Source organism: Pseudomonas sp. p21, assembly GCF_001642705.1.
Taxonomy (GTDB): Bacteria; Pseudomonadota; Gammaproteobacteria; order Pseudomonadales; family Pseudomonadaceae; genus Aquipseudomonas.
In genome coordinates this window covers 247,927-269,360 of record NZ_LWBV01000004.1, presented here as the reverse complement: position 1 = coordinate 269,360, position 21,434 = coordinate 247,927, and the positions used below count along the sequence as shown (strand labels likewise).

16 protein-coding genes are annotated in these 21,434 nt (G+C 62.0%); 4 read left to right on the top strand and 12 right to left on the bottom strand.

Going from position 1 to position 21,434, the window contains the following annotated elements; genetic code table 11:
• Nucleotides 1-30 precede the first annotated feature (30 nt).
• The 3 genes from A4C63_RS14665 to A4C63_RS14655 are packed head-to-tail and all read left to right on the top strand — an operon-like array spanning nucleotide 31 to nucleotide 1,652.
• On the top strand, nucleotides 31-714 hold the full coding sequence (locus A4C63_RS14665) for a class I SAM-dependent methyltransferase (protein ID WP_063913283.1): 684 nt from the start codon (nucleotides 31-33) through the stop codon (nucleotides 712-714).
• A 6-nt stretch (nucleotides 715-720) separates the two neighbouring features.
• Complete coding sequence (locus tag A4C63_RS14660; protein ID WP_063913282.1) at nucleotides 721-1,422, top strand: lipopolysaccharide kinase InaA family protein; 702 nt, start codon at nucleotides 721-723, stop codon at nucleotides 1,420-1,422.
• A complete protein-coding gene (locus A4C63_RS14655) occupies nucleotides 1,419-1,652 on the top strand; it encodes a hypothetical protein (protein WP_063913281.1) in 234 nt (77 codons plus the stop codon). The genes A4C63_RS14660 and A4C63_RS14655 overlap by 4 nt, the downstream gene beginning before the upstream one ends.
• 293 nt (nucleotides 1,653-1,945) lie before the next feature.
• On the opposite strand, the gene A4C63_RS14650 is transcribed toward A4C63_RS14655, so the two are convergent.
• From A4C63_RS14650 to A4C63_RS14600, 11 genes are all read right to left on the bottom strand, one after another.
• A complete protein-coding gene (locus A4C63_RS14650; RefSeq protein WP_063913280.1) occupies nucleotides 1,946-4,990 on the bottom strand; it encodes a multidrug efflux RND transporter permease subunit in 3,045 nt (1,014 codons plus the stop codon).
• A gap of 12 nt (nucleotides 4,991-5,002) precedes the next feature.
• Complete coding sequence (locus A4C63_RS14645; RefSeq protein ID WP_063913279.1) at nucleotides 5,003-6,151, bottom strand: efflux RND transporter periplasmic adaptor subunit; 1,149 nt, start codon at nucleotides 6,149-6,151, stop codon at nucleotides 5,003-5,005.
• 233 nt (nucleotides 6,152-6,384) lie between these two features.
• Entirely contained in the window at nucleotides 6,385-7,482 is a 1,098-nt protein-coding gene (locus A4C63_RS14640) for a DUF1513 domain-containing protein (protein WP_063913278.1), read from the bottom strand.
• A 2-nt stretch (nucleotides 7,483-7,484) separates the two neighbouring features.
• The gene (locus A4C63_RS14635) at nucleotides 7,485-8,549 is read right to left on the bottom strand and encodes an imelysin family protein (RefSeq protein WP_063913277.1); all 1,065 of its coding nucleotides are present in this window, start codon (nucleotides 8,547-8,549) and stop codon (nucleotides 7,485-7,487) included.
• Nucleotides 8,550-8,569: 20 nt separating this feature from the next.
• Nucleotides 8,570-9,997 carry a di-heme oxidoredictase family protein gene (locus A4C63_RS14630; protein WP_063913276.1) on the bottom strand — a complete coding sequence of 476 codons (1,428 nt, stop codon included), beginning with the start codon at nucleotides 9,995-9,997 and terminating at the stop codon, nucleotides 8,570-8,572.
• 196 nt (nucleotides 9,998-10,193) lie between these two features.
• Entirely contained in the window at nucleotides 10,194-11,531 is a 1,338-nt protein-coding gene (locus tag A4C63_RS14625) for an imelysin family protein (RefSeq protein ID WP_063913275.1), read from the bottom strand.
• 158 nt (nucleotides 11,532-11,689) lie between these two features.
• The gene (locus tag A4C63_RS14620) at nucleotides 11,690-13,744 is read right to left on the bottom strand and encodes a bifunctional diguanylate cyclase/phosphodiesterase (RefSeq protein WP_063913274.1); all 2,055 of its coding nucleotides are present in this window, start codon (nucleotides 13,742-13,744) and stop codon (nucleotides 11,690-11,692) included.
• A gap of 424 nt (nucleotides 13,745-14,168) precedes the next feature.
• Nucleotides 14,169-15,137 (bottom strand): TauD/TfdA family dioxygenase, encoded by a 969-nt coding sequence (locus tag A4C63_RS14615; RefSeq protein WP_063913273.1) that lies wholly within the window; start codon nucleotides 15,135-15,137, stop codon nucleotides 14,169-14,171.
• Nucleotides 15,138-15,166: 29 nt separating this feature from the next.
• On the bottom strand, nucleotides 15,167-15,904 hold the full coding sequence (locus A4C63_RS14610; protein WP_063913272.1) for a TSUP family transporter: 738 nt from the start codon (nucleotides 15,902-15,904) through the stop codon (nucleotides 15,167-15,169).
• 190 nt (nucleotides 15,905-16,094) lie between these two features.
• Nucleotides 16,095-18,551, bottom strand: a complete 2,457-nt coding sequence (locus A4C63_RS14605) for a membrane-bound PQQ-dependent dehydrogenase, glucose/quinate/shikimate family (RefSeq protein ID WP_063913271.1) — start codon at nucleotides 18,549-18,551, stop codon at nucleotides 16,095-16,097.
• Between the two features lie 212 nt (nucleotides 18,552-18,763).
• Nucleotides 18,764-19,666: a GntR family transcriptional regulator gene (locus A4C63_RS14600; protein ID WP_015271681.1), complete on the bottom strand. Its 903-nt coding sequence runs from the start codon at nucleotides 19,664-19,666 to the stop codon at nucleotides 18,764-18,766.
• 93 nt (nucleotides 19,667-19,759) lie between these two features.
• On the opposite strand from A4C63_RS14600, the gene A4C63_RS14595 reads away from it, so the two are divergent.
• Entirely contained in the window at nucleotides 19,760-20,509 is a 750-nt protein-coding gene (locus tag A4C63_RS14595; RefSeq protein WP_063913270.1) for a hydroxypyruvate isomerase family protein, read from the top strand.
• A gap of 118 nt (nucleotides 20,510-20,627) precedes the next feature.
• Here the strand turns inward: A4C63_RS14595 and A4C63_RS14590 are convergent, their stop codons facing one another.
• On the bottom strand, nucleotides 20,628-21,224 hold the full coding sequence (locus A4C63_RS14590; RefSeq protein ID WP_039612983.1) for a superoxide dismutase: 597 nt from the start codon (nucleotides 21,222-21,224) through the stop codon (nucleotides 20,628-20,630).
• Nucleotides 21,225-21,434 lie beyond the last annotated feature (210 nt).

The following is a 21,434-nucleotide window of genomic DNA, read 5'->3' as shown; positions in this document are numbered from 1 at the left end:
TGTGGGCGGAATGGAGTCAGGAGATGCCCAATGCGTAGCCCCATCAAGCTTGAATTTTCCGAGAAGTACGACAAAGAACATGCGCGCGAGTACTTTCTCAAGCACCAGGATGGCCTGGCGCGTCGCCTTTCCCACAAGCGAGATGAGCAGTTGGCGCGTCGCGCCTTGGCATTGGCGGGTGAGCCTGGCCTGGTCCTCGACCTGCCATGCGGTGCCGGCCGCTTCTGGCCGTTGCTGGCAGAAAAGCCCAACCGGGTGATCATCGGCGCCGACAACTCCGAGGCGATGATCGAGACAGCCTGTACCGCGCAAGCGCCAGAGGTGGTCGCACGGGTACGCCCTTTGCAGACTTCGGCGTTTGCCATCGACTTGCCGGACAACTCGGTGGACAGCATCTTCTGCATGCGCCTGTTCCACCACATTGGCGAAGCGGCGCACAGAAAGACCATTCTTTCGGAATTTCAACGTGTTAGCCGTGATAGTGTGATCCTGTCTTTGTGGGTGGATGGTAACTTCAAGGCCTGGCGGCGGAAAAAACTGGAAAAGCGCCGCAGCGCCAGGAAGGGCGACCAGGACAATTACCAGAACCGTTTTGTGTTACCGGCCGACACGGTCGAAGAAGAATTCCGAGCCGCCGGCTTCAGAATCCAGGAACGCCTCGACTTCCTGCCGTTCTATGCCATGTGGCGGGTCTATGTATTGCGTAAGGGGTAGTGTTTGATGGCTGTAGCCCAGAAAGGGGAGTCGCGGTTCGATTTTTACTGGCGCCAGCAGGGCGAGTGGGTCGAGGAGCCTAACCAGCGCCGTGGTGGCGAGAGTGGTGTGCAACGACTCAACGATGGCAATGGCAAGCTGCTGTATGCCAAGCGCCAGGTCGGGCATATCTACCGGAGCCTGCTGCACCCTTTCGGTCGGCCAACCGTATTGCGTGAACTCGATGCGCTGAACAGCTTCGAGCAACTGGGCGTGCGCGTACCGCGCATCGTCTTCTGTGGCGCCGAGCGTGATGCCGACCACCAGTGGCGTGCGCTGCTGGTGAGCGAAGCACTCGACGGTTTCGTCGAGCTCGACACCTGGCATGCCGAAGGTGCCCGCGAGCGTTACCCGCAGGTGGTGCATGAGCGCATGCTCAAGGACCTGGCGGACAACCTGGCGCGGATGCACCTGGGGCACTGGCAGCACGGCTGCCTGTATGGCAAGCACGTGTTCATCAAGGTAATTGGCGAGGGTGAGCAGGCCCGGGTCGAAGTCGCGCTGCTGGACCTGGAAAAGTGTCGGCGACGTATCAGCTGCCAGCGTGCGGCGGGCAATGACCTGCGCCAGCTGCGCCGCCATTCGTCGATCAATGACGCAGAATGGCAAACCCTGCTCTACTTTTACCAGATGGCGTTTGGCAGCGCTGTCAAAGGGTTAGGGCAATGAAACTAGAAATAGCTCGAGCTTTGTTCCTGGTAGCTGGCCTGGCGGTGACCACCGTGGCGGTGGCCGCCTGGGAAGAGCCGAGGCCGACAGTGTTCAGCAAGGCCGAGACGGCTGACCAGTGCGCGTTGCCGCGGGAAGTGAAACCGCAGCAACAGGCCGAGGTCGCGCCGGATCAGGACCTGCTGCTATTCCTGTTCGGCATGCGCCAGGGGTTGCGGCCGTTCGGTTGAACCCGGTGTAGATGGATGCCAGAGGCCCCGCGATTGCGGGGCCTCTGGCATTTTTGCATCTGCCTTGCCGGCCTCTTCGCGGGCTTGCCCGCTCCCACAGGGAACGCGCAAGGTTCAAGCCCTGTGCAGTATTTGTAGGAGCAGCCTTGTGCTGCGAAGAGGCCAGCAAGACACCAGAGCTTCTTCGGTAGTAATGGCCCCTTCGCAGCACAAGGCTGCTCCTACCGGTCCTGCGCAAACCTGAAGGTCGATGCTGGCCAGGTGGGAGCGGGCGAGCCCGCGAAGAGGCCGGATCAGGCTACAGCGGGTTCCCTGGCTTTCGCCTTGTGCGCCAGCAAGGTGTAGATACAAGGCAACACAAACAGGGTAAACAGCGTGCCAATCGACATACCGGTGGCAATCACCGTGCCGATGTCAAAGCGGCTGACCGCCCCCGCCCCGGTCGCCAGGATCAGCGGCACCATGCCGAACACCATCGCCGCCGTGGTCATCAGCACTGGTCGCAGGCGAATCGCCGCGGCTTCCTCGATCGCTTCGCGCACGCTCAGGCCGCGTTCCTCTCGCAACTGGTTGGCAAACTCGACAATGAGGATGCCGTGTTTGCTGATCAGCCCGATCAGCGTCACCAGCCCGACCTGGGTGTAGATGTTCATGCTTGATACGCCGAGAAACAGCGGCAGCAGCGCGCCACAGATCGACAACGGCACCGTCACCAGAATCACCAGCGGGTCACGGAAGCTTTCGAACTGCGCCGCCAGCACCAGGAAGATGATCGCCAGCGCCAGGCCGAAGGTCACCCACAGTGCGCTGCCTTCCTGCACGTACTGGCGGGCCACGCCGGCATAGTCGAAGGCGAAACCTTCCGGAGCCTCTTCGCGGGCGATGCCCTGCACGGTCTGCAGCGCCTCGCCCAGGCTGACGGTGGGCACGCCCTGGATGATCGCCGAGTTCAGCTGCTGGAACTGGTTGAGCTGGCGCGGGCGGGCGCGGTCGGTGAGGGTGATCAGGGTGGATAGCGGCAGCAGCTGGCCCTGGTCGTTCTTCACGTAGTAGTTGTTCAGCCAGCCGGGGTTATCGCGGTACGGCCGCTCGACCTGGGCAATCACCTTGTAGCTGCGGCCTTCGAGGGTGAAGCGGTTGATTTCCGCCTCGCCCAGCAAGGTCGCCAGGGTGCCGCCCAAGGTGTCCATCGACACCCCCATCTGCGCCGCCTTGGCCCGGTCGATGTCCACCACCACCTCAGGTTTGTCGAAGGCCAGGTCGATGTCGAGGAAGGCAAACTTGCCGGATTCCTGGGCGCGGGCCTTGATGCGCTGAGCCACATCCAGCAGTGCCGGGTAGTCGCCAGCGCTGTTGATCACGAACTGGAATGGCAGGCCCTCGCCGGTGCCGGGCAGCGACGGCAGGTTGAAGCCGAAGATCTGCAGGCCGCTGATTTCCTCAAGCTTGCTCTGCACCAGCGGCAGTAGCTCCATCTGCGTGCGCTCGCGCTCGTTCCAGGGCTTGAGCAGGAAGCCGCCGATACCGGTCTGCACGCCATTGAAACCGTTGATCTGGAACGACGAGTAATACTCCGGGAAAGCCTTGAACAGCGGGGTGAATTCGTCAGTGTAGGCGTTGAGGTAATCAAGGTTGGCCGGCTGTGGCGAGCTGCTCATCATGAAGATCACCCCCTGGTCCTCGTTGGGCGCCAGTTCATTCTGGGTGAACTTCAACAGCACGGGGATCAGGCACAGGATGATCACGGCGAACACCAGCACCACCGGCCGGCTGTCGAGGGTAGCGTGCAGCAGGCGCTGGTAGCGCACCTTCAGGCGTTCGAACAGCACATCCAGGCGGTGGGCCAGGCCGCTGGGGTTCTGCTCCTGGCGCAGCAGCAGGGCACACATCATCGGCGACAGGGTAAGGGCAACGATACCGGAGATGATCACCGCACCGGCCAAGGTCAGGGCAAACTCCTTGAACAGGGCGCCGGTGAGCCCGGTAAGGAAGCCGATCGGTGCATACACCGCCGCCAGGGTGATGGTCATCGACACCACCGGCATGGCGATTTCGCGGGCACCCTCGAGGGCGGCGTCGAACGGCGACTTGCCTTCTTCCATGTGCCGGTGGATGTTCTCCACCACGACAATCGCATCGTCCACCACCAGGCCGATGGCCAGCACCATGGCCAGCAGGGTCAGCAGGTTTAGCGAGTAGCCCATCATCTGCATGAAGAACAGTACGCCGATCATCGACAGCGGGATGGTCACCACCGGGATCAGCACCGAGCGCAGGGCACCGAGGAACAGGAACACCACCACGATGACGATCAGTACCGCTTCGCCGAGGGTCTTGATCACTTCGTCGATGGAGGCCTGGATGAACAGCGTGGCGTCGTAGGCGATCGATACCTTCAGCGCCGAGGGCAGCTGGCTTTCCAGCTCGGGCATGATGCGCCGCACTTCCTTGATGACGTCCAGCGGGTTGGCGGCTGGTGTGGCCTTGATGCCGATGTACACCGATGGGGTACCATCGAATGAGCTGACCGTGTCGTAGTTTTCTGCACCCATCTCGACCCGCGCCACATCGCCCAGCAACACGCGGCTATCGCCACTGGTCTTGACCGGTAGCGCGGCGAACGCCTCGGCCGACTTCAATTCGGTGCTGGCGTTGATGCTGGTGACCACGTATTCGCCCTTTACCTCACCGGCCGCGGAGAGGAAGTTGTAGCGGCGTACGGCATTGGTCACGTCGGTGGCCGACAGGCCGAAGCCTGCCAGTTTCACCGGGTCGATCCAGATGCGCATGGCGAACACCTGGTTGCCGAGGATCTCCGCTTCGGCCATGCCCGGCAGGGTGGCCAGCTTGGGCTGGATCACCCGCGACAGGTAGTCGGTGATTTGCGGGTTGCTCATCTCCTTGCTGTAGAAACTGATGTACATCAGCGCCGAGGCATCGGCGGCTTCCTTGCTCAGTACCGGGTCTTCCGAGTCCTGGGGCAGCTTGTTGCGCACTTCGTTGGCCTTGGCCAGCAGCTCGGTGAACAACCGGTCACTGTCAGCGCCGATGCGTGCGTAGATGGAAATGATCGAGAAGTTCTGCCGGCTCACCGAGGTCATGTAGTCGATGCCTTCGGCGCTGGCCAGGCTTTGCTGCAGCGGCTGGGTGATATAGCCCTGGATGGTCTCGGCGTTGGCACCGGGGTAGGCGGTGGTCACCGTGATCAGGGCGTTTTCCATTTGCGGGTACTGGCGGATCTGCAGCTTGTTCCAGGCCTGGAAGCCCAGTAGCAGGATCAACAGGCTGACCACGCTGGCCAGCACCGGGCGGCGGATGAACGGGTCGGTGAACGCCATGCCAGCCTCCTGTCAGTCCTTGCCCGGCGCGCCCTGTGCGGGCTTGAGGGCTTTGTCCTGGCCAATGCGGATTGCGGCGCCGGGGGTGAGCTTCAGTTGGCCAGCGGTGACCACCTGTTCCCCGGCCTGCAGGCCCTTGCTGACCACCACCACGCCGTCACGGCGTTCGCCGGTCTGCACCGTGCGCTGCTCGGCGGTGAGCTGCGGCTGACCCTTGTCGTCGTTTTCCGGCTTGCCGTCCTTGTCCTTCTTCGGCGTGGCGACGTACACCGAGTTGCCATACAGGGTGTAGGTGATGGCGCTTTCCGGCACTACCACTTGTGGCTGCGGGTTGGGCAGCAGGATCAGCAGGCTGGCGAACATGCCCGGCAGCAGTTTGCCGTCCGGGTTGGCCATGGTTGCGCGCACCAGCAGGTTGCGCGTGGTTTCCTCGACCTTGGGGTTGATGGCACTGAGGCTGGCGGAGAAGGTCTGGCCCGGGTAGGCGGCCACCTGCACCAGCACCTGCTGGCCCAGGCTCAGGTGTGGCAAGGCCTGTTCCGGTACGTTGAAGTCGACGTAGAGGCTTGATGTGTCTTGCAGGGTGGCGATCACCGTGCCGGCGGCCAGGTAGTCGCCGACGTCCACCTGGCGAATGCCGATGGTGCCGCTGAACGGGGCGCTGATGCTCTTCTTGGTCTTCGATGCCTTGAGCTGGTCGACCACCGCCTGGTTGCGCCGGTACTGGGCGGTGAGGCGGTCGAACTCGCCGCGGGAGATGGCCGAGTCGCCGACCAGCTGGCTGCCACGGCCGAAATCGACCTTGGCCAGGCCCAGGTCGGCCTGGGCAGTGCCGAGCAGGGCGGTTTCCTGGTCGTCATTGAGCTGCAGGAGCAGCTGCCCGGCCTTTACCTGCTGGCCCGAGTCGAAGTGCAGGGCTTTGACGATGCCTTCCACCTCCAGGCTCAGCTCCACGCCCTGTAGCGCCTTGAGGCTGCCGACGGCGGGCAGGCGCTCTTGCCACGGGCGCTGTTCGGCCAAGGCGGCCGCCACGGTGATGGGCGGCTTGGGGGCAGTGAACATCTGGATCTGCTGGTAGATCGAAAAGGCTTTGTAGCCCCCCAGGGCCAGCACGATCAACAGAACCACGGCCAACATGATGAGCATGCGGCGGCGCAGCATAGGTCCGGTTCCTTGGATGCGGTTGTTATTCGCTTGGACACGACAACGGGCGATCCTGCCCACGTGTGAATGGGGGAAGTATTGACTGTTTTTGGGGGGAAGGGGAGTGGAATGCCTGGGCCGGCCCCTTCGCGGGCTCGCCCGCTCCCACAGGAACCGCGCAGTCAGTGGGTTGCGCGGTCCCTGTGGGAGCGGGCGTGCCCGCGAAGAGGCCGGTGAAGGCAGCAGAAAAATCAGACGAGATGCAGGTGGTTGTCCCAGAAACCGGACGGCAGGTTCATCGGCTGCCCGACCAGCTCGGCCTTGCGGCAATCATAGAACCGGCAACGGCCCTGCCCGGAGGTGACGACAAAACCGTCCTGCACCGCGCCCACCCCCGCACAATCGGGCATTGGCGCATCCAGCCGTACCGCGCCGCTGTCCAGGTCCCAGATGAACAGGCGGTTGGCCCGTGGCGCGGTCAGCGCTACCAGCCGCAGCTCGCTGTGGATAGCCACGCTGGCGGTGTACTGGGCCATGGCCTGCAACTGCCGCTCCGGCACCGGGAAGGCCTTGAACGGCTCGCCCGGGCGCTTGATTGCCAACAGTTCGGCGGTTTCATCGGCATCGCCCATGAACTGTTGGCAGGCGGCGATGGTGCCATCGCTGCCCACCGCCAGGTGGCGCACGCTGTTCATCTGCTGGGCCAGGGTTTCCTTGCTCAGCAGGGTACCGTCGCGCTGCATCAGCACCAGGCTCGGTTCCATGGCGTCGAGGTTCATCTCCACCCGGCTTTCGGCTTCGGTGCGGATACCGCCGTTGGCCACGATCAGCGTTTCGCCGTCCGGCAGCCAGGCCACTTCGTGTGGGCCGATGCCGTGGGTCGGAATCTCGCCGCTGTGCACCAGGCGCTCGCCTTCGAAGCGGTACACACCGAGTACGCCACGCCCCGGGTCGGTGGTGTCGTTCTCGGTGGCATACAGCCATTCGCCACTTTTATGGATGACCGCGTGGCCGTAGAAGTGCCGGTTCGGCTGCGAGGTGACGGTCTGCAGCAGGCGCCCGTCGCGCAGGTCGACCAGGTAGCTTTCGGTGCCGGGACGGCGGGCGACGAACAGGGCGATCGGCAGGTCCGGGTGATGGATGATGGCATGGCAACGTTGGGCGACCTGGGTGCTGAACACCTGGGTGCCATCCAGGCGGAACCCGACCGCATAGTGCTTGCCGTCGCCGTCGTCACGCGCCGACAGCAGCAGGGGCTCGCTGCCTTTGTTGCGGAACAGGCTCCAGCCGCCCAGGGTGAGGGCGCTGAGCAATACGCTACCGAGTTTGAGGGCCTGGCGTCGCAGCATGATCAGTCACCGTCGTTGGCATTGAAGCCCAGCTGGATGTTCAACGCCTTGGCCAGGTCGCCTTCGTGCAGACGGTGGACGGCATTGAGGCTGTCGTAGATCTGGTTCAGGGTTTGCTGGCCGGCGTCGTCGGCCAGCAGCTCGCCCAGGGTCTTCTGGTTGTCGGCCAGCAGTTTGAGTGAGGCAGCGTAGGCGGCGTCGATCTTGTCCGCCAGGGCTTTCTGATCGCTGGACAGCAAGCCGCGCAGGCCCTGGTTGTCGACCCCGACCCAGACCGCTTCGGCGGCCTTGAGGCTGGCCTCCAGGCTCTTGAGCGAGCTGTGGCTGCGCCAGGCTTCGGCCTGCAGTGGCTGCGGGATACCCTTGCTCTGGCGGCCCATCGGTGCACCGAGCTTTTTCTTCAGGCTGTCCAGGGCGGTGACCTGGGCGCGCAGCAGGTCGGCGATGGCCTCGTGGGAATCGGCGTAGCGTTGGTTGGGGAACTTGGTCATCTGCGAGAGCATGCCGTCGGTGCTGTTCCAGCCCTTGAGGATCTCTTCGGCCAGGGCCTTCTGGTGTTCACCGATGGCCACCAGCAGCGGACAGTAGCGGGCTTTCTGCTCGGCAGTGGCGATGTCCGGCTTGCTGTCGAACAGGATGTACTCGTAGGCCGACAGGCCACGTACCACCACGCTGGCCTTGCCCAGGGCCGCGGCATCGACCGGCTGGTCGGCGTTGACCAGCTGCTCGACCTGGCGGCCGACCAGGTTCTTCTTGTCGGGCCAGAACTGCACCTGCCAGGCACGGTTGCCTTCGGCCAGCGGGCCGACCAGCAGCGGTTGCAGCTCGGCCCAGGCCTTTTGCGCGTTGAGGAAGGCGGCACGGGCCTTGTCCAGGGTTTCCTTGCCTTCGCAGTAGGCCAGGGCACTGGCGGCCAGCGTGCGGTCGGCTTCGACCCAACGGCTGTAGGTAGGCAGGATCACCTGCTTGGCGATGGCAGCGGAGGTCACGGCTTGCGGGTCCTGCGGCGAGCAGGCGCCGAGGGCGAGTGCGGCGAGGCTGGTGAACAACAGTTTGGGTCGGAACATGCCCGGCTCCTATGCGCTTTTTAAAGTGAGTTCAGGAACGCCAGCAACGCGGCACGCTGCTCGGCATTGAAAGTGAGTACGAAATTGCGTGCCGCCTCGGCCTCGCCACCGTGCCAGAGCACGGCTTCGAGCAGGTTGCGGGCGCGGCCGTCGTGCAGGAACTGGCTGTGCCCACTGACCGTTTCGCTCAGGCCGACGCCCCACAGTGGCGGGGTACGCCAGTCCTGGCCGTTGGCGGCGAATTCAGTGCGCTCGTCGGCCAGGCCTGGGCCCATATCATGCAGCAGCAGGTCGCTGTAGGGGCGGATCAGCTGGTTGGCCAGCTCCGGCTCGGCGGCATTGGCGGCAGTGGTGAACTGCGGCGTATGGCAGCCCTGGCAGCCGGCCTGGTAGAACAGGTTCTTGCCCGCCAGCACCTGCGGCGAGCCCACGTCGCGGCGGGCTGGTACGGCCAGGTTGCGGGTGTAGAAGGTGACCAGGCGCAGGATGTTGTCGCTGACTTCCTTCTCGCCATCGGCACCGTTGCCGTTGGGCGCGGCCAGGCAGTCAGCCTGCGCCGGGGTGCAGTCGTCGTTGGGCTGCAGGGTGGTGGTCAGGCCCATGTCGCCGGCAAAGGCGTGCACATTCTGCTGGTTGACGTTGGGCTGCCCGGCCTTCCAGCCGAAGCGGCCGACCACGGTCTTGCCCTGGGCGTCGTCCCACACCCGGTTGGCTCGGCCGCGGATGCCGTCGCGGTTGCGGTCGTCGGGGTCTTCGTTGGCCAGCAGGTCGGCTTCGGGGATGGCTTCGAGCAGGCCCAGGCCGATCATTGGCGGCGCCACCCGCGCCGAAAAGCGCGTGTCGGGGTGCATCACGCCATAGCCAAGCTGGGTGATCTGCAGGGCCGGCTTGCGCAGCTCGACCTGGTGGCCGTCCTTGAACGACACCGTTTCGCTGGTGTAGCTCACCCGCACCTTGCCTTCCGGCGTCACGCCGGGAATGGCCATGTCCTGCAGCTGGGTGCCATAGACCGGCTCCGGCACCACGCCGAGGCGCTCGACCACTTTGGCCAGGTAGGGTTGGTCGGGGATCGACAGGCGTACCAGCATCGATACGGCATTGCTGTCGCCCGGCTCTGGCGGGTGGCCGCGGCCGTCACGTACGTGGCAGTTCTGGCAGGCATTGGTGTTGAACAGCGGGCCCAGGCCGTCACGTGCGGTGGTGGTGGACGGGGCGATCACCCAGGGGTTGCGGAAGAAACTGTTGCCGACGGCGAAGTCCAGGCGCCGCTCGGGCGAGAGGTTGGCCGAGGGCAGGGAATAGGCATTACGGTCAGTGCGCTGCACGGTGGCGTTGCCGCCCGACAGCGCTTCGCCGGGCTCGGCCTGGGTGAAACGCGGGGCGTCGTCACAGGCGGCGAGGGCAAAGGCCAGCAGCAGGGGGGAGAGTCGGGACGGCGACAAGGACATCGAAAATCCTGGGCGTGAGCGAAAAACCGGCGTGCAAGCTTAGCAGGGTGGGGGAGTTTGAATAAGAGCAATTTGCAATTGCTGAATGAAATCGCTGTCAGTTGGCCATGGATTGTGGTTGCCTGGTCGGGCCCTATCGCCGGTAAGCAAAAAAGGCGACCCGAAGGCCGCCTTTTTCAGAACCGCTACAGCAGGATCAGAACTCGTGATCCGCGGTATCCGGGTTCAGGTTGGCAATGCCCAGCTTGCCCGCGGCCTGCTCGATCGCACCGGTCTGCTTGACCAGGGCGGCAATGGCGTCGCGTACGATCTGGTTGCCGGCAGTGTTGTCGGCCGCGATCAGCTGATCGTAGTGCTCGCCCTTGAGGGCGTGGTCGACGATTACCTGGATCTTGGCTTCGGTGGCTTCCAGGTCAGCCTTGAGGGTGGCGTCGGCGGCCGGGTCGACCTTGGCCACCAGCGACGACAGGCTCGGGCCGGTCACCTTGGTGCCGTCTGGGCGGGTGTACTCGCCCAGGTAGACGTTGCGGATGCCTTTGGCGTCGTAGAAGTGCGAGTAGTGGGTGTTGTCGCTGAAGCAGTCCTGTTCGTCTTCCGGCGAGTTGGCTTCCAGCGAAACCTTCATACGCTCGCCAGCCAGTTCGCCCAGCGACAGGCTGCCCATGCCGAACAGCATTTTGCGCAGGCCGTCGTTGACCGGCTCGGCTTCCAGCTTGGCACGGTAGTTGTCGGCGACGTTCGGTGCCCAGTTGCCGACCATCTCTTCGAGGTCCTTGACCAGCAGGTCGGTGGCTGCTTTCAGGTAGGCGCGGCGGCGGTCGTTGTGGCCGCCGGTGGCACCCTTGCCTTCCAGGTAGTCCGACGCAGGGCGGTTGCCAGCGCCTGGGCCGGTGCCGTTCAGGTCCTGGCCCCAGAGCAGGAACTCGATGGCGTGGTAGCCGGTGGCAACGTTGGCTTCGGAGCCGCCCAGCTCGTTCAGGCTGGCCAGCTTCTCGGGGGTGATGTCCTTGACGTCGACCTTCTCTTCGCCCACCTGGATCTCGGTGTTGGCGATGATGTTGGCGCTGGCCGCCGGGTTGCCCAGGGCGTGCTCGTAGCTCTTGTCGACGTAGTCGATCAGGCCTTCGTCCAGCGGCCAGGCGTTCACTTGGCCTTCCCAGTCGTCGATGATGGTGTTGCCAAAGCGGAAGGCTTCGGTCTGCAGGTACGGAACGCGCGAGGCGAACCAGGCTTCCTTGGCGGCCTTCAGGGTTTCGTCGTTGGGCTTGGCCAGGAACGCGTCGACCGCGGTCTGCAGGGCCTTGGCGGTGCTCAGCGAGTCGCTGTAGACGGTGTAGACCATCTCGGCGTAATGCTTGACCACGGCTTTGCCGGCAGCTTCGTCGACAGCCCCGGGCGCTGCAGCGGTGCTGCTGGCGGCAGCAGGTGCCTGGGCTTGCGGCGCAGCGGCCTTGTCGTCCTTGCCTTCACCGCAACCGGCGAGAGCGATGGCAATGGCCAGCAGACTGGCGGAGGCCAGAGGCATTCGAATCATTATTGGTTTTCCTGCATCGTGTGGTTGGACCAAGGGGTGGACCGTGCGCCGTGGCACGCGAAACTACAACATCATGCGAAAGATTTGCATTTGCTGTAAAGGGGGCGGGCGTGCAATTCGTGTAAATGCCAGTCACGGCCTGTAACCGGGCAGGCGGCTCAGAACATCGAAACCTGGTTGCGCTGCGCCTGCTTGAGGAAGTTGGTCAGCTCACGGGCCGACAGCGGCTTGCTGTAGTGGTAGCCCTGGCCTTCGTGGCAGCCTTGGGCGACGATGTAGGTTTCCTGTTCGGCGGTTTCCACGCCTTCAGCGATTACCTGCATGCCCAGGCTCTTGCCCAGCTGGATGATGGCGCGAACGATGGTGGCGTCGTCATCGTCGTCCAGCAGGTCCTGGACGAAGCTCTTGTCGATCTTGATCTTGTCCAGCGGCAGCGATTTCAGGTAACTGAGCGACGAGTAGCCGGTGCCGAAGTCGTCGATGGCAATCAGTGCTCCGGAGCGGCGCAGGCTCAGCAGGTGCTGGGCGGCGGTGCTGATGTCTTCCATCAGGCCGGTCTCGGTGACTTCCAGCTCCAGGCTGCGTGGTGGCAGGCGGTAGGCCTGCAGCAGGTTGTTGACCACCCGTGGCAGTTCGTTGTGGTGCAGCTGCACGGTGGACAGGTTGACTGCCATGCGCAGGTCGCTGAAGCCCATGTCGTGCCATTCGCGCAGCTGCCGGCAGGCCTGGTCGAGCACCCATTCGCCGATGCTGATGATGCTGCCGTTCTGTTCGGCAAGGGGGATGAACTGGTCCGGCGGCACCATGCCCAGCTCCGGGTGCTGCCAGCGCAGCAGTGCCTCGACACCGACCACGCTGTGGTCGCGGTAGCTGATCTGTGGCTGGTACACCAGGTACAGCTGGTTGCGCGCCTGGGCTTCGCGCAGGTCCTTTTCCAGCTCGCGACGGCGGCGCATCTCGCTGTCGACGCTGGCGATGTAGAACTGGTAGCGGTTGCGCGAACGGGCCTTGGCCAGGGTCATGGTCTGTTCGGCTTTCTGCAGCAGCTTCTCGGTGCTGTCGCCGTCTTCCGGGAACAGGGTGATGCCGATGGTGGCGCGCAGGCGGATCTGCTGGTGGTGGTCGAGGTCGAACGGCACTTCCAGGTCGTCGAGGATGCTCTGCGCCAGTTCGGCCGCCTCGTAGGGCTGCTCGATATTGGCCTGCACCAGGGCGAACTGGTCACCGCCCAGCCGTGCCAGGGCGCCCAGGCGGCCGCTGTGGGCGCGCAGGCGGTCGGCCAGGGCCAGCAGCAGCTGGTCGCCGACCTGGTAGCTGAACTGCTCGTTGATACCCTTGAAGTCGTCCAGGCCTACGCATAGCACCGCCACACGGTGTTGCAGGCGGCCGCCGTCGACGAGGATCTTGTCCAGTTGCTGCTGCAGCTGCTGGCGGTTGGGCAGGCCAGTGAGGAAGTCGTACTGAGCCATGCGCTGCAGGCTGTTTTCTGCCTCGTGGCGCAGGTGGGTGTTGCGCTCGATCGAGGCCAGCAACTGGTTGGCGGTGTTCACCCACAGGCCCAGCTCGTTCTTCTCGTGGCCCTTGAGCAGCGGCAGCTGGTGCTGGCTGGGGCGGTCGGGGTTGATCTGGGTGAGGTGCTCGATGATCTTCGACAGCGGTTTGGTCAACAGCCAGTGGTAGACCAGATACAGCACTAGGCCCATGGCCAGGGCCCGCAGCACGCCGGAAATGAAGATGATCACGGCGTTGATCAGAAAGTCTTCGCCGTAGGACGAGGTGTCGAGGGTGATGCTCAGGTCGCCGTAGTATTCGCTGTAGGGGCCGCGGCCGACCAGTTGTGTGGTGTAGGTACGTTCCTGGCCGAGGATCAGGTCGGTCAGCCAGCGCATGGACATATCCTGCAGCGGGCGGGACTTTTCGGCCAACATGGTTTCGTTGGGGTGGCCGATGGACGCCATTCGTACCGATTCGTCCTGGAACAGGCCTTCCATCACCTGCATGCCCATTTCGCGGTCGAGGCTGTATACCGCCTGGGTCGAGGGGTCGCGGAACATGTCGAGAATGCGCTGGGCATCGTTGTTCACGGCCTGGCGGGTCTTGTAGGTGTCGTAGACGATTTGCGCACAGCTGAGCACGACACCGACCGCCAGCGCCGACAGCAGCACGACCCTGAGCAACTTGACCGACAAGCTGTTCCGCAATTCCAGCTTCAATGGGGTTTCCTTAATCCATGCGCATGGCATCATTTTGCCATCAACGATGACGATACACTACCGGCCGAGCATGAGCAGTGTATCGGTTGCCTGACCCCGCAACTTGAATGCGCTGTATCAACCTTCCAAAGGTTTGATGTTAGCGTGGTATGCGGGTTGAGCAAGCACTTTGCAGGTGGGGCGCAGGTGAAAAATGTGCAGGCCACTTCGCGGGCAAGCCGGCCCCCACAGGCATGGCACATTCCTCGAACAGAGTAAAGCCTGTGGGAGCGAACCGGGATTTGCTCGCCGCTGGAGAAGCGGACGGTTCCCTGCGATGAAAGGCAACCACCTGTGTACGCATGCAGACGAGCACAGCATCCGCCATCAGGCAGGCACTGTGAATGAAAGCATATTGTGCAGTTACAGTGTTGCGGGGGGAGGGTTATTGGCGATTGGCACTGCTGGCCAGCCTTTGTTCAAGTTCGGCACAGGGTGGGGTCAGGAATAGGTCCGACTGAAACCGAATCCCGCAACTGTAATCAATGAATGCAGGCGCATTCTCGGCGGCGGCAATATTGTATTTCTGGAACGGCAACATGGCCCGGCGCACCGGCGACTGGTTGAGGATATTCTTGAATACCATGCTGGTGTCATCGGCAATCCATAGACGACGGACTTTTCTTTTCATGTTGCCGTCAGTGAACTGGTGGCGTGCATGCAGTACTCGCAAGTTGTCCATGACCAGAATTTCGCCGGGTTCCAGGCTAATGTTGGTGATGTAGTCCGGGTTGGTTGAATATTTATCCTGGATATACTGGAAGGCGGAGCTGGCCCATTCCGGACTGAATGCAGTGCTGTCATAGCGGTAGCGAATACGAAGTTTGTTCTCGTTGACCTTTTCGAAGACAGAACAATCGATCGACAGCAGGTCATCACGGCAGTAGGTGACACTGCCACTGGTCATCAGGATCTTCAGGATGTCGGGGTGATTCACCAGCAGGTCATTATAAATGCGCTGCCCATCCACCAGGAAGTTGTCGCCGCCAAACTGCGGTTTGGAAACGCACTGCAGAATGACATATTTGGGCGGGGTAATCTTCTTGGCAACCCCATCGATATACGCCATGCCATTGAGGAACGAGCCATCCGTATGGGGATAGAAGTCGCTCGACAGTTCGCCGTGGTAGTCGTCCCTGAACGCTTGCCAGTCCTTGTTGATCGGATCGCCGCCGCCGACCACGCCAGTCTTGTCGGATTTGGTATGGAACTGGATCAGGCCGAACCGGCCTGCCACCGCGCGAAAGGCCTCGAGCGAATCGTCCTCGGGCTTGATTACGCAATATCCATGTTCATGAAGAAAAGTCGAGATCCCCTGGGTGTCCTTGGAATCAAACTTTTTACGCGCGATCATTTCAAACTCCTTGTTTGAATGGATGAAGCTCAGACGTTTTGAATAAAGTGGTCCACAATCATTTTCAAACCGAAGAACGTCACCCCGGCTTTAAGCAGGATGGCGCCAACAGGTTGCGATATTCGATTTCGAAGAAAGCCGCCCAGGTAGGAACCGGCGGTGGAGGCGGTGATCATGATGATGATCAACTGGGCATAGTCCATGAAGGCAAAGCCGGCAAAGACAAAGGCAGCTACTTTCAGGCCGTGCAATACACTCATCTGCATGGCGTGGGTGACGATGACCTGATCCTTGTTGATGTTCATCCTCATCAGGATCGGCTGGGAAATAAGCCCGGTGACGGCAACGAACAGTGATAGAAACGTTTGCAGGAAGCCAACGATGGCAAAGTTTTTCAGGACAAAGCCTAGCGAGGCGACCAGCTTGGTCCAGGTAATCGCCAGGATGAAGATGCCGAGAATCAACGACAGGTACTTTTCCGGGAAATGCCCAATGAAGAAGTAACCGATGGCTGCCCCTGAAAGGCAGCCGATGAGATAACGCGGGAGAATCTCGATTTTTGCGTGCTTGTAATCGAAGGCGAAGCGGCTGCCGTTGCTGACCATCTGAATCAGGCCATGCACCGGCACAACGGCAGAAATGGGCAGGAACTGCGGCATGACTGCCAATAGGCCAATTCCGCCGCCTACGCCGATAGCGGCAGTCATCAAAGAAGTTAGAAAGCTGACGCCCACCAAAACATATAGGCCAGCGGATAGTTCAAACATTGTCACTCCTGTCTGATTGACATGAATTCAAGCGGGCACTTCTGTACCGCAGTTGCTCGTTGCTGTTTGTGGCGCGCACGCAGCCACCCGACGGCGCACGGCGCGCCATCGGCTGTCGATGATTGGTTGATAGCGGGTATGTCAGCGCCTGGCTTTCAGTGCCGAGCAGCGCCTTTATGCAGCGGGCGCGCTATTTTTCCGGTAGCGCCCAGGCAATGATGCTGTCACCCAGCTTGGTCGGAATCCGGTCATGCCCGCCGACCACGGCAACAACGTACTGCCGCCCTTCGCTCATGTAGGTCAGGGGCGAAGCCTGGTTGCCGGCCGGTAGGCGCTCCTCCCACAGCAATTCACCACTTTCGCTGTTGTAGGCGCGCATGAAACGGTCGATGGCAGCGCCAATGAACGTCACGCCTCCTGCTGTAGCCACGCCAGTGGCGTCGCTCGGTGTGCCGATTTCGAAGCGCAGTTTCGAGGCGATGCCCAAGGGCCCACTGTCATAGCCGGTGCCGAACGGGCGGCTCCAGCGCACTTCACGTGTGCGCAGGTCGATAGCGGAGATGAACCCCCAGGGTGGCGCGATGCACGGCTGTTCGAGCGCTGACATCCATGGGTCCTTGATTGCCCCGAACGGCAGACCGGCCTGGACGCGGAACCCCTGGTTATTGCCCGGCGACTCCTGGAACGACTTGGCATTGATCGCATCGAGCTGCTCCCGTGGAACCAGCCCCTGCATGTACGGCAGCCGCTGGTTGTTGATGATCAGCAGGCCTCGTTGCAGGTCCACCATCACCCCGCCCCAGTTCAGGCCGCCGTGATGGCCGGGGAAGATCAGGCTTTGCTGGCCGACCACCGGTGGCGTAAAGATCCCTTCGTAACGCGCCTGGCGAAACTCGATGCGGCATTGCAACTGATCGAACGGCGTCAGGCCCCAGGCATTGGCTTCGTTCAGCACTTCCGGGGTTTTCGATGGGCGGCCCATGGTGCTCGGCATGCCCGGTGACAGCGGCTGCGTGGCCGCGGTGTAGTCCCCAGGGGCTGTGCCTTGCGGGACGGCAGCCTGCACGACATCGACCAGCGGTTCACCGGTGGCGCGGTCGAGGACGAACAACTGGCCTGATTTGGTGGCTTGGATGACCGCCGGGCGTGGGCCGCTGGCCGTGGGGAAATCGATCAGCGCCGGTTGTGGGCTCAGGTCGTAGTCCCAGAGGTCGTGATGGACGGTCTGGAAATGCCATTTGACCTTGCCGGTGAGCGCATCCAGGGCCACCAGTGAAGAGCTGAACTTGTCTTCCTGTTCGGTACGGGTACCGCCATAGAAGTCGCCTGCAGCATTGCCGGTGGTGATGTAGACCAGCCCCAGTTCGTCGTCGGCGGAAATCGGCGCCCATGAGTTGGGCGTGCTGAGCGTATAGGTTTCATCGGCGTCGGCAGGGGCAGTGCTGTCGGGGCGACCGAGGTCCCAGGCCCACTTCTGTTTGCCGCTGACTGCGTCGTAGGCACGAACCACACCTGACGGCGCCGGGCGCACATCCGAGTCAAGCACCCGGCCACCGGTAATGACCACACCGCGGATTACCAATGGTGCAGAAGTGATGCCGGTGGAGCCTTTGCGGAACGTGCCCAGGCCATCCTTGAGGTCGGCAAAGCCTGCCGTGCCGAAATCTGGGCAGGCCTGCCCGGTGAGCGCATCAACTGCACCCAGGCGGATGTCGTTGGTGCCCCAGATGATGCGTTTGGCGCATAGGCCACTGGCATTGGGTACTTCGTAGTACGAGACACCACGGCAATAGGCACCACCGTTGGCGAAATAGTCCGGGTCGACTTTCGAGTCGTAGCGCCAGTTCTCTTTGCCGGTAGTGGCGCTCAACGAAATGATGATTTGCTTGGGCGTGCAGGTATACAGCGAGTCGCCGACCTTGATTGGCGTGGCCTCGTTCAGATACTTGGTTTTTTCGCCAGGCTGTTTCACATCGCCATGATGATACTCCCAGGCCTTGACCAGGCCGGAAACGTTGCTTGGGGTAATCTGCGTCGCAGCGGAATAGTGGTTGCCGAGGTTGGAGCCGGCATAGGCGGTCCAGTTGGTCTTGTCGTGGGACGCGGCGACATTGGCGTCCGGTGAGGTCACCGTACTGCGGCTGAAGGGTTGCTGTGTATGCGCGGTGATAGCGGGCGAGTCGGCCAGGTGAACGGTGTTGGGGAAGAACAGCGGTGTAAGGATGGTGGCCGCCATCAGCAGCGGCAGCCCCCCCATGATGCTGAAATACAGTGCCTTGTTGACTTTGGCAAAGTCGCGCCGGACAAGAGGCCAGAAGGCCAGAAAGATCACACTGAGAAGTGCCAGCCATGCCAGACGTGGGATATAGGCCCAGCCGTTGTAGCCGGATTCCCAGATTGCCCAGCCGTAGGTGGCCAGGGATGCTGCACCGTAGAGATAGATGCCGAGCGACTTCTTCAGGCCCATGAGTGCGGCTGATAGCAGCAATGCGGTACCCATCATTGCGTAGTAAGGCGAGCCGCCGGCACTGACCAGCGTGCTTCCCTGACAGGCCAGCGTAAGGCCAAGCAGAGCCAGCAGAATCGTGTACACCCCGAACAGCAGGCTGGAGACCCCCGTCCCGTTAGCCAACGTTCCTTGTTTCATTGCAATCATCCCTGTGTGATTCGGTGCCACAGTGCGTCCGAGCGGCGCGCATAATTGCTTATTCTTGCAATGAAATACAATAAGTGGCGCGAAAATTACTCCTGCTGCTGAATCTCAGGGTGGTTTTGTATCTTGCGTGAAAAGGAGGCAATGTCTAAGCTGCCTTCCCTGATCGGAACGCGCGGGTAATGAAAGGTAGGCGGGGGAAGGGGTTACGCCTGCTGGCTTTCCAGCAAGGCATCCTGACGGGTCTTGAGCCGGCCGACTTCGTCCAGATGTTTCCAGAGAAACTGAGCGGCTTCTTCACGCCGACCGGACTCGATCAAGTCGAGCAGGTGCAGGTGCTCCAGGCATTGCGTCATCAGGCGACTGCGGTCGACGTTGGCTTTGTAGCTCATGAAGCGTCTGAGCTGGTTTTGCCGGCGTATGGCATCTATGAAGAAGAGATTGCCCGAGCATTGCACGATCATTTCGTGAAACTGGGCGCCAATTTCGAACAGTTGGGCACGTGACAGCTGGTGAATTTCGCCGTCGAGCATGGCCTGCTGTTGCTCCCGGGCTTTGGCAAATGCGGCCTGGTTGACCTTGTAGCCTGGCTCGCGCAGTGCGGCCGGCTCGATGGCCATGCGGAAGCGGTAGCTCTGGATGTGGGTCTGGGCGTTGTGTACGAATTCGTTAAGGCTCCAGCCTTGCCCGGGCTTGCGCTCTACCATGGCTTCGCTGGCCAGCCGGTTGAGGACCTTGAGCAGTTGCCCGCGGGGCACGGAGTAGCGTCGCAGTAATTGGGCCTCAAAGAATTCGGCGGGGACTTCCCCGCTGAGGATGTCGTCCACCACGCGCAGGTAGAAGTCTTCGAATGGGTCGCAGGTGGGCGGTACAGTGGTTTCCTGGATCTGCCCGGCGTCCTGTTTCAGAAAGTAGCCGCGATTGGGCTCCTGCACCGCGATGTTCCACTCGGCGAGCAGGGCAAATACCCTGCGAATGGGGGAGCGGGAGACATCGAAGGCTTGGGCGAAGGTCTGCTCGCGCAATGGCTCGCCGGCCTTCATCGACCGGGCGCGGATCATCTCGATGACGCGAGGGGCCAACTGCAGGGCGAGATCTTTCTTTATCACAGGCTGTATTCCGAATGGTTATCTTCAGTCGATCCAGCAGATTCGGGTCGGACTGGGGGCAGGAAAATACCACACACGGATGGATCTATACGCATGCTCAAATTCAATGCTCATCTCGGCTTCCAGTTCAATGAACTGCCTTTTCTGCAGCGTATCGAAGCCGCTGCCGCCGCCGGATTTCGTGCGGTGGAATTTCCGTCGCCCTATGAATTCGATGCGAGTTTGTTGGCTGATCAACTGGCGCAATATGGGGTGACATTGGTCCAGTTCGCTGCGCCGGCTGGCGTTTCCAAGGGCATTGCCGCGGTGGCGGGCAAGGAGCCCGAGTTCCGTGACGGGTTACGCCAGGCCGTCAGCTATGCCCGCGCACTGGCGTGTGCGGATGTGCACCTGATGTCCGGGGTAACCCACGAGGATGGCGCCGACAAGGTGTATGCGAGCAACCTGGACTATGCCGTGAAGTACTTTGAAGACCAGGGGCTGCGGCCATTGATCGAGGTGATCTGCACGCAGGCAATGCCGGGGTATTACATGTCCGACTTCGGCAAGGCGCAGCAGGTACTGGAGGCGCATCCCGGTATGGGGCTGATCCTTGATCTTTATCATGCACAGTTGCTGACCGGAAATGCTGCCGATGTGCTGGCGCAGTTCTTTGAACGGACGGTGCATGTGCAGGTGGCCGACTGCCCGGGGCGGCATCAGCCGGGGACGGGGCAGATGGATGTTGCAGGGTTGTTGGCGGCGCTGGAGCAGCGCGGGTATGCGGGGTGGGTTGGATGTGAGTATCGGCCTACGGGTGCCACTGTAGATAGCCTTGGCTGGCTTGATCGGTACGTTTCCTGAAAATACGGCGTTCTGGCCGCTCGCATGCCCCGAAAAAAAATCCGATACCAGAGGACTGGCATCGGATTTTCGAAGAGCCCCGGCGTGGCGCCGGGGTTCTGTCTCAAGACTGAATGACTCAGGCCTTGAAGGTCTTGCCTTCGAACTGTTCGGCAACGAAGGCCCAGTTGACCAGGTTCCAGAACGCCTCGACGTACTTGGGACGCAGGTTGCGGTAGTCGATGTAGTAGGCGTGTTCCCAGACGTCGCAGGTCAGCAGCGGGGTGTCGCCGCTGGTCAGCGGGCAGCCGGCGCCGATGGTGCTGGCCAGGGCCAGGGAACCGTCAGCCTTCTTCACCAGCCAGCCCCAGCCGGAACCGAAGGTGCCAACCGAAGTCTTGGTGAACTCTTCCTTGAACTTGTCGAAGGAACCGAAAGCGGCGTTGATGGCGTCAGCCAGGGCACCGGTCGGCTGGCCACCGGCGTTTGGTGCCAGGCAGTTCCAGTAGAAGGTGTGGTTCCAGACTTGAGCGGCGTTGTTGAAGATGCCGCCCGAAGAGGTCTTGACGATCTCTTCCAGGGTCTTGCCTTCGAATTCGGTGCCTGGGACCAGGTTGTTCAGGTTCACGACATAGGTGTTGTGGTGCTTGTCGTGGTGATACTCCAGGGTTTCCTTGGAGATGTGCGGCTGCAGGGCATCGTGGGCGTACGGCAGCGGCGGCAATTCAAAAGCCATGGTGGATCTCCTGATTCAGGTCTGTTTGCGGTTTGCGCAAGGCCGATCACGGGCGGCCCGATGAGCGTCGGCGAGTTTGTACTCTTTGCGACGCAAGGGCTGGATCATAGCACCGGGCCCGGCGCATAACCACGCAACAAAGATAGGGAATAGAGGTTCCAGAGCGGTTGGTACGTGCCGACCGGTGGTGTTCGGCTTACCCCTTGTGGC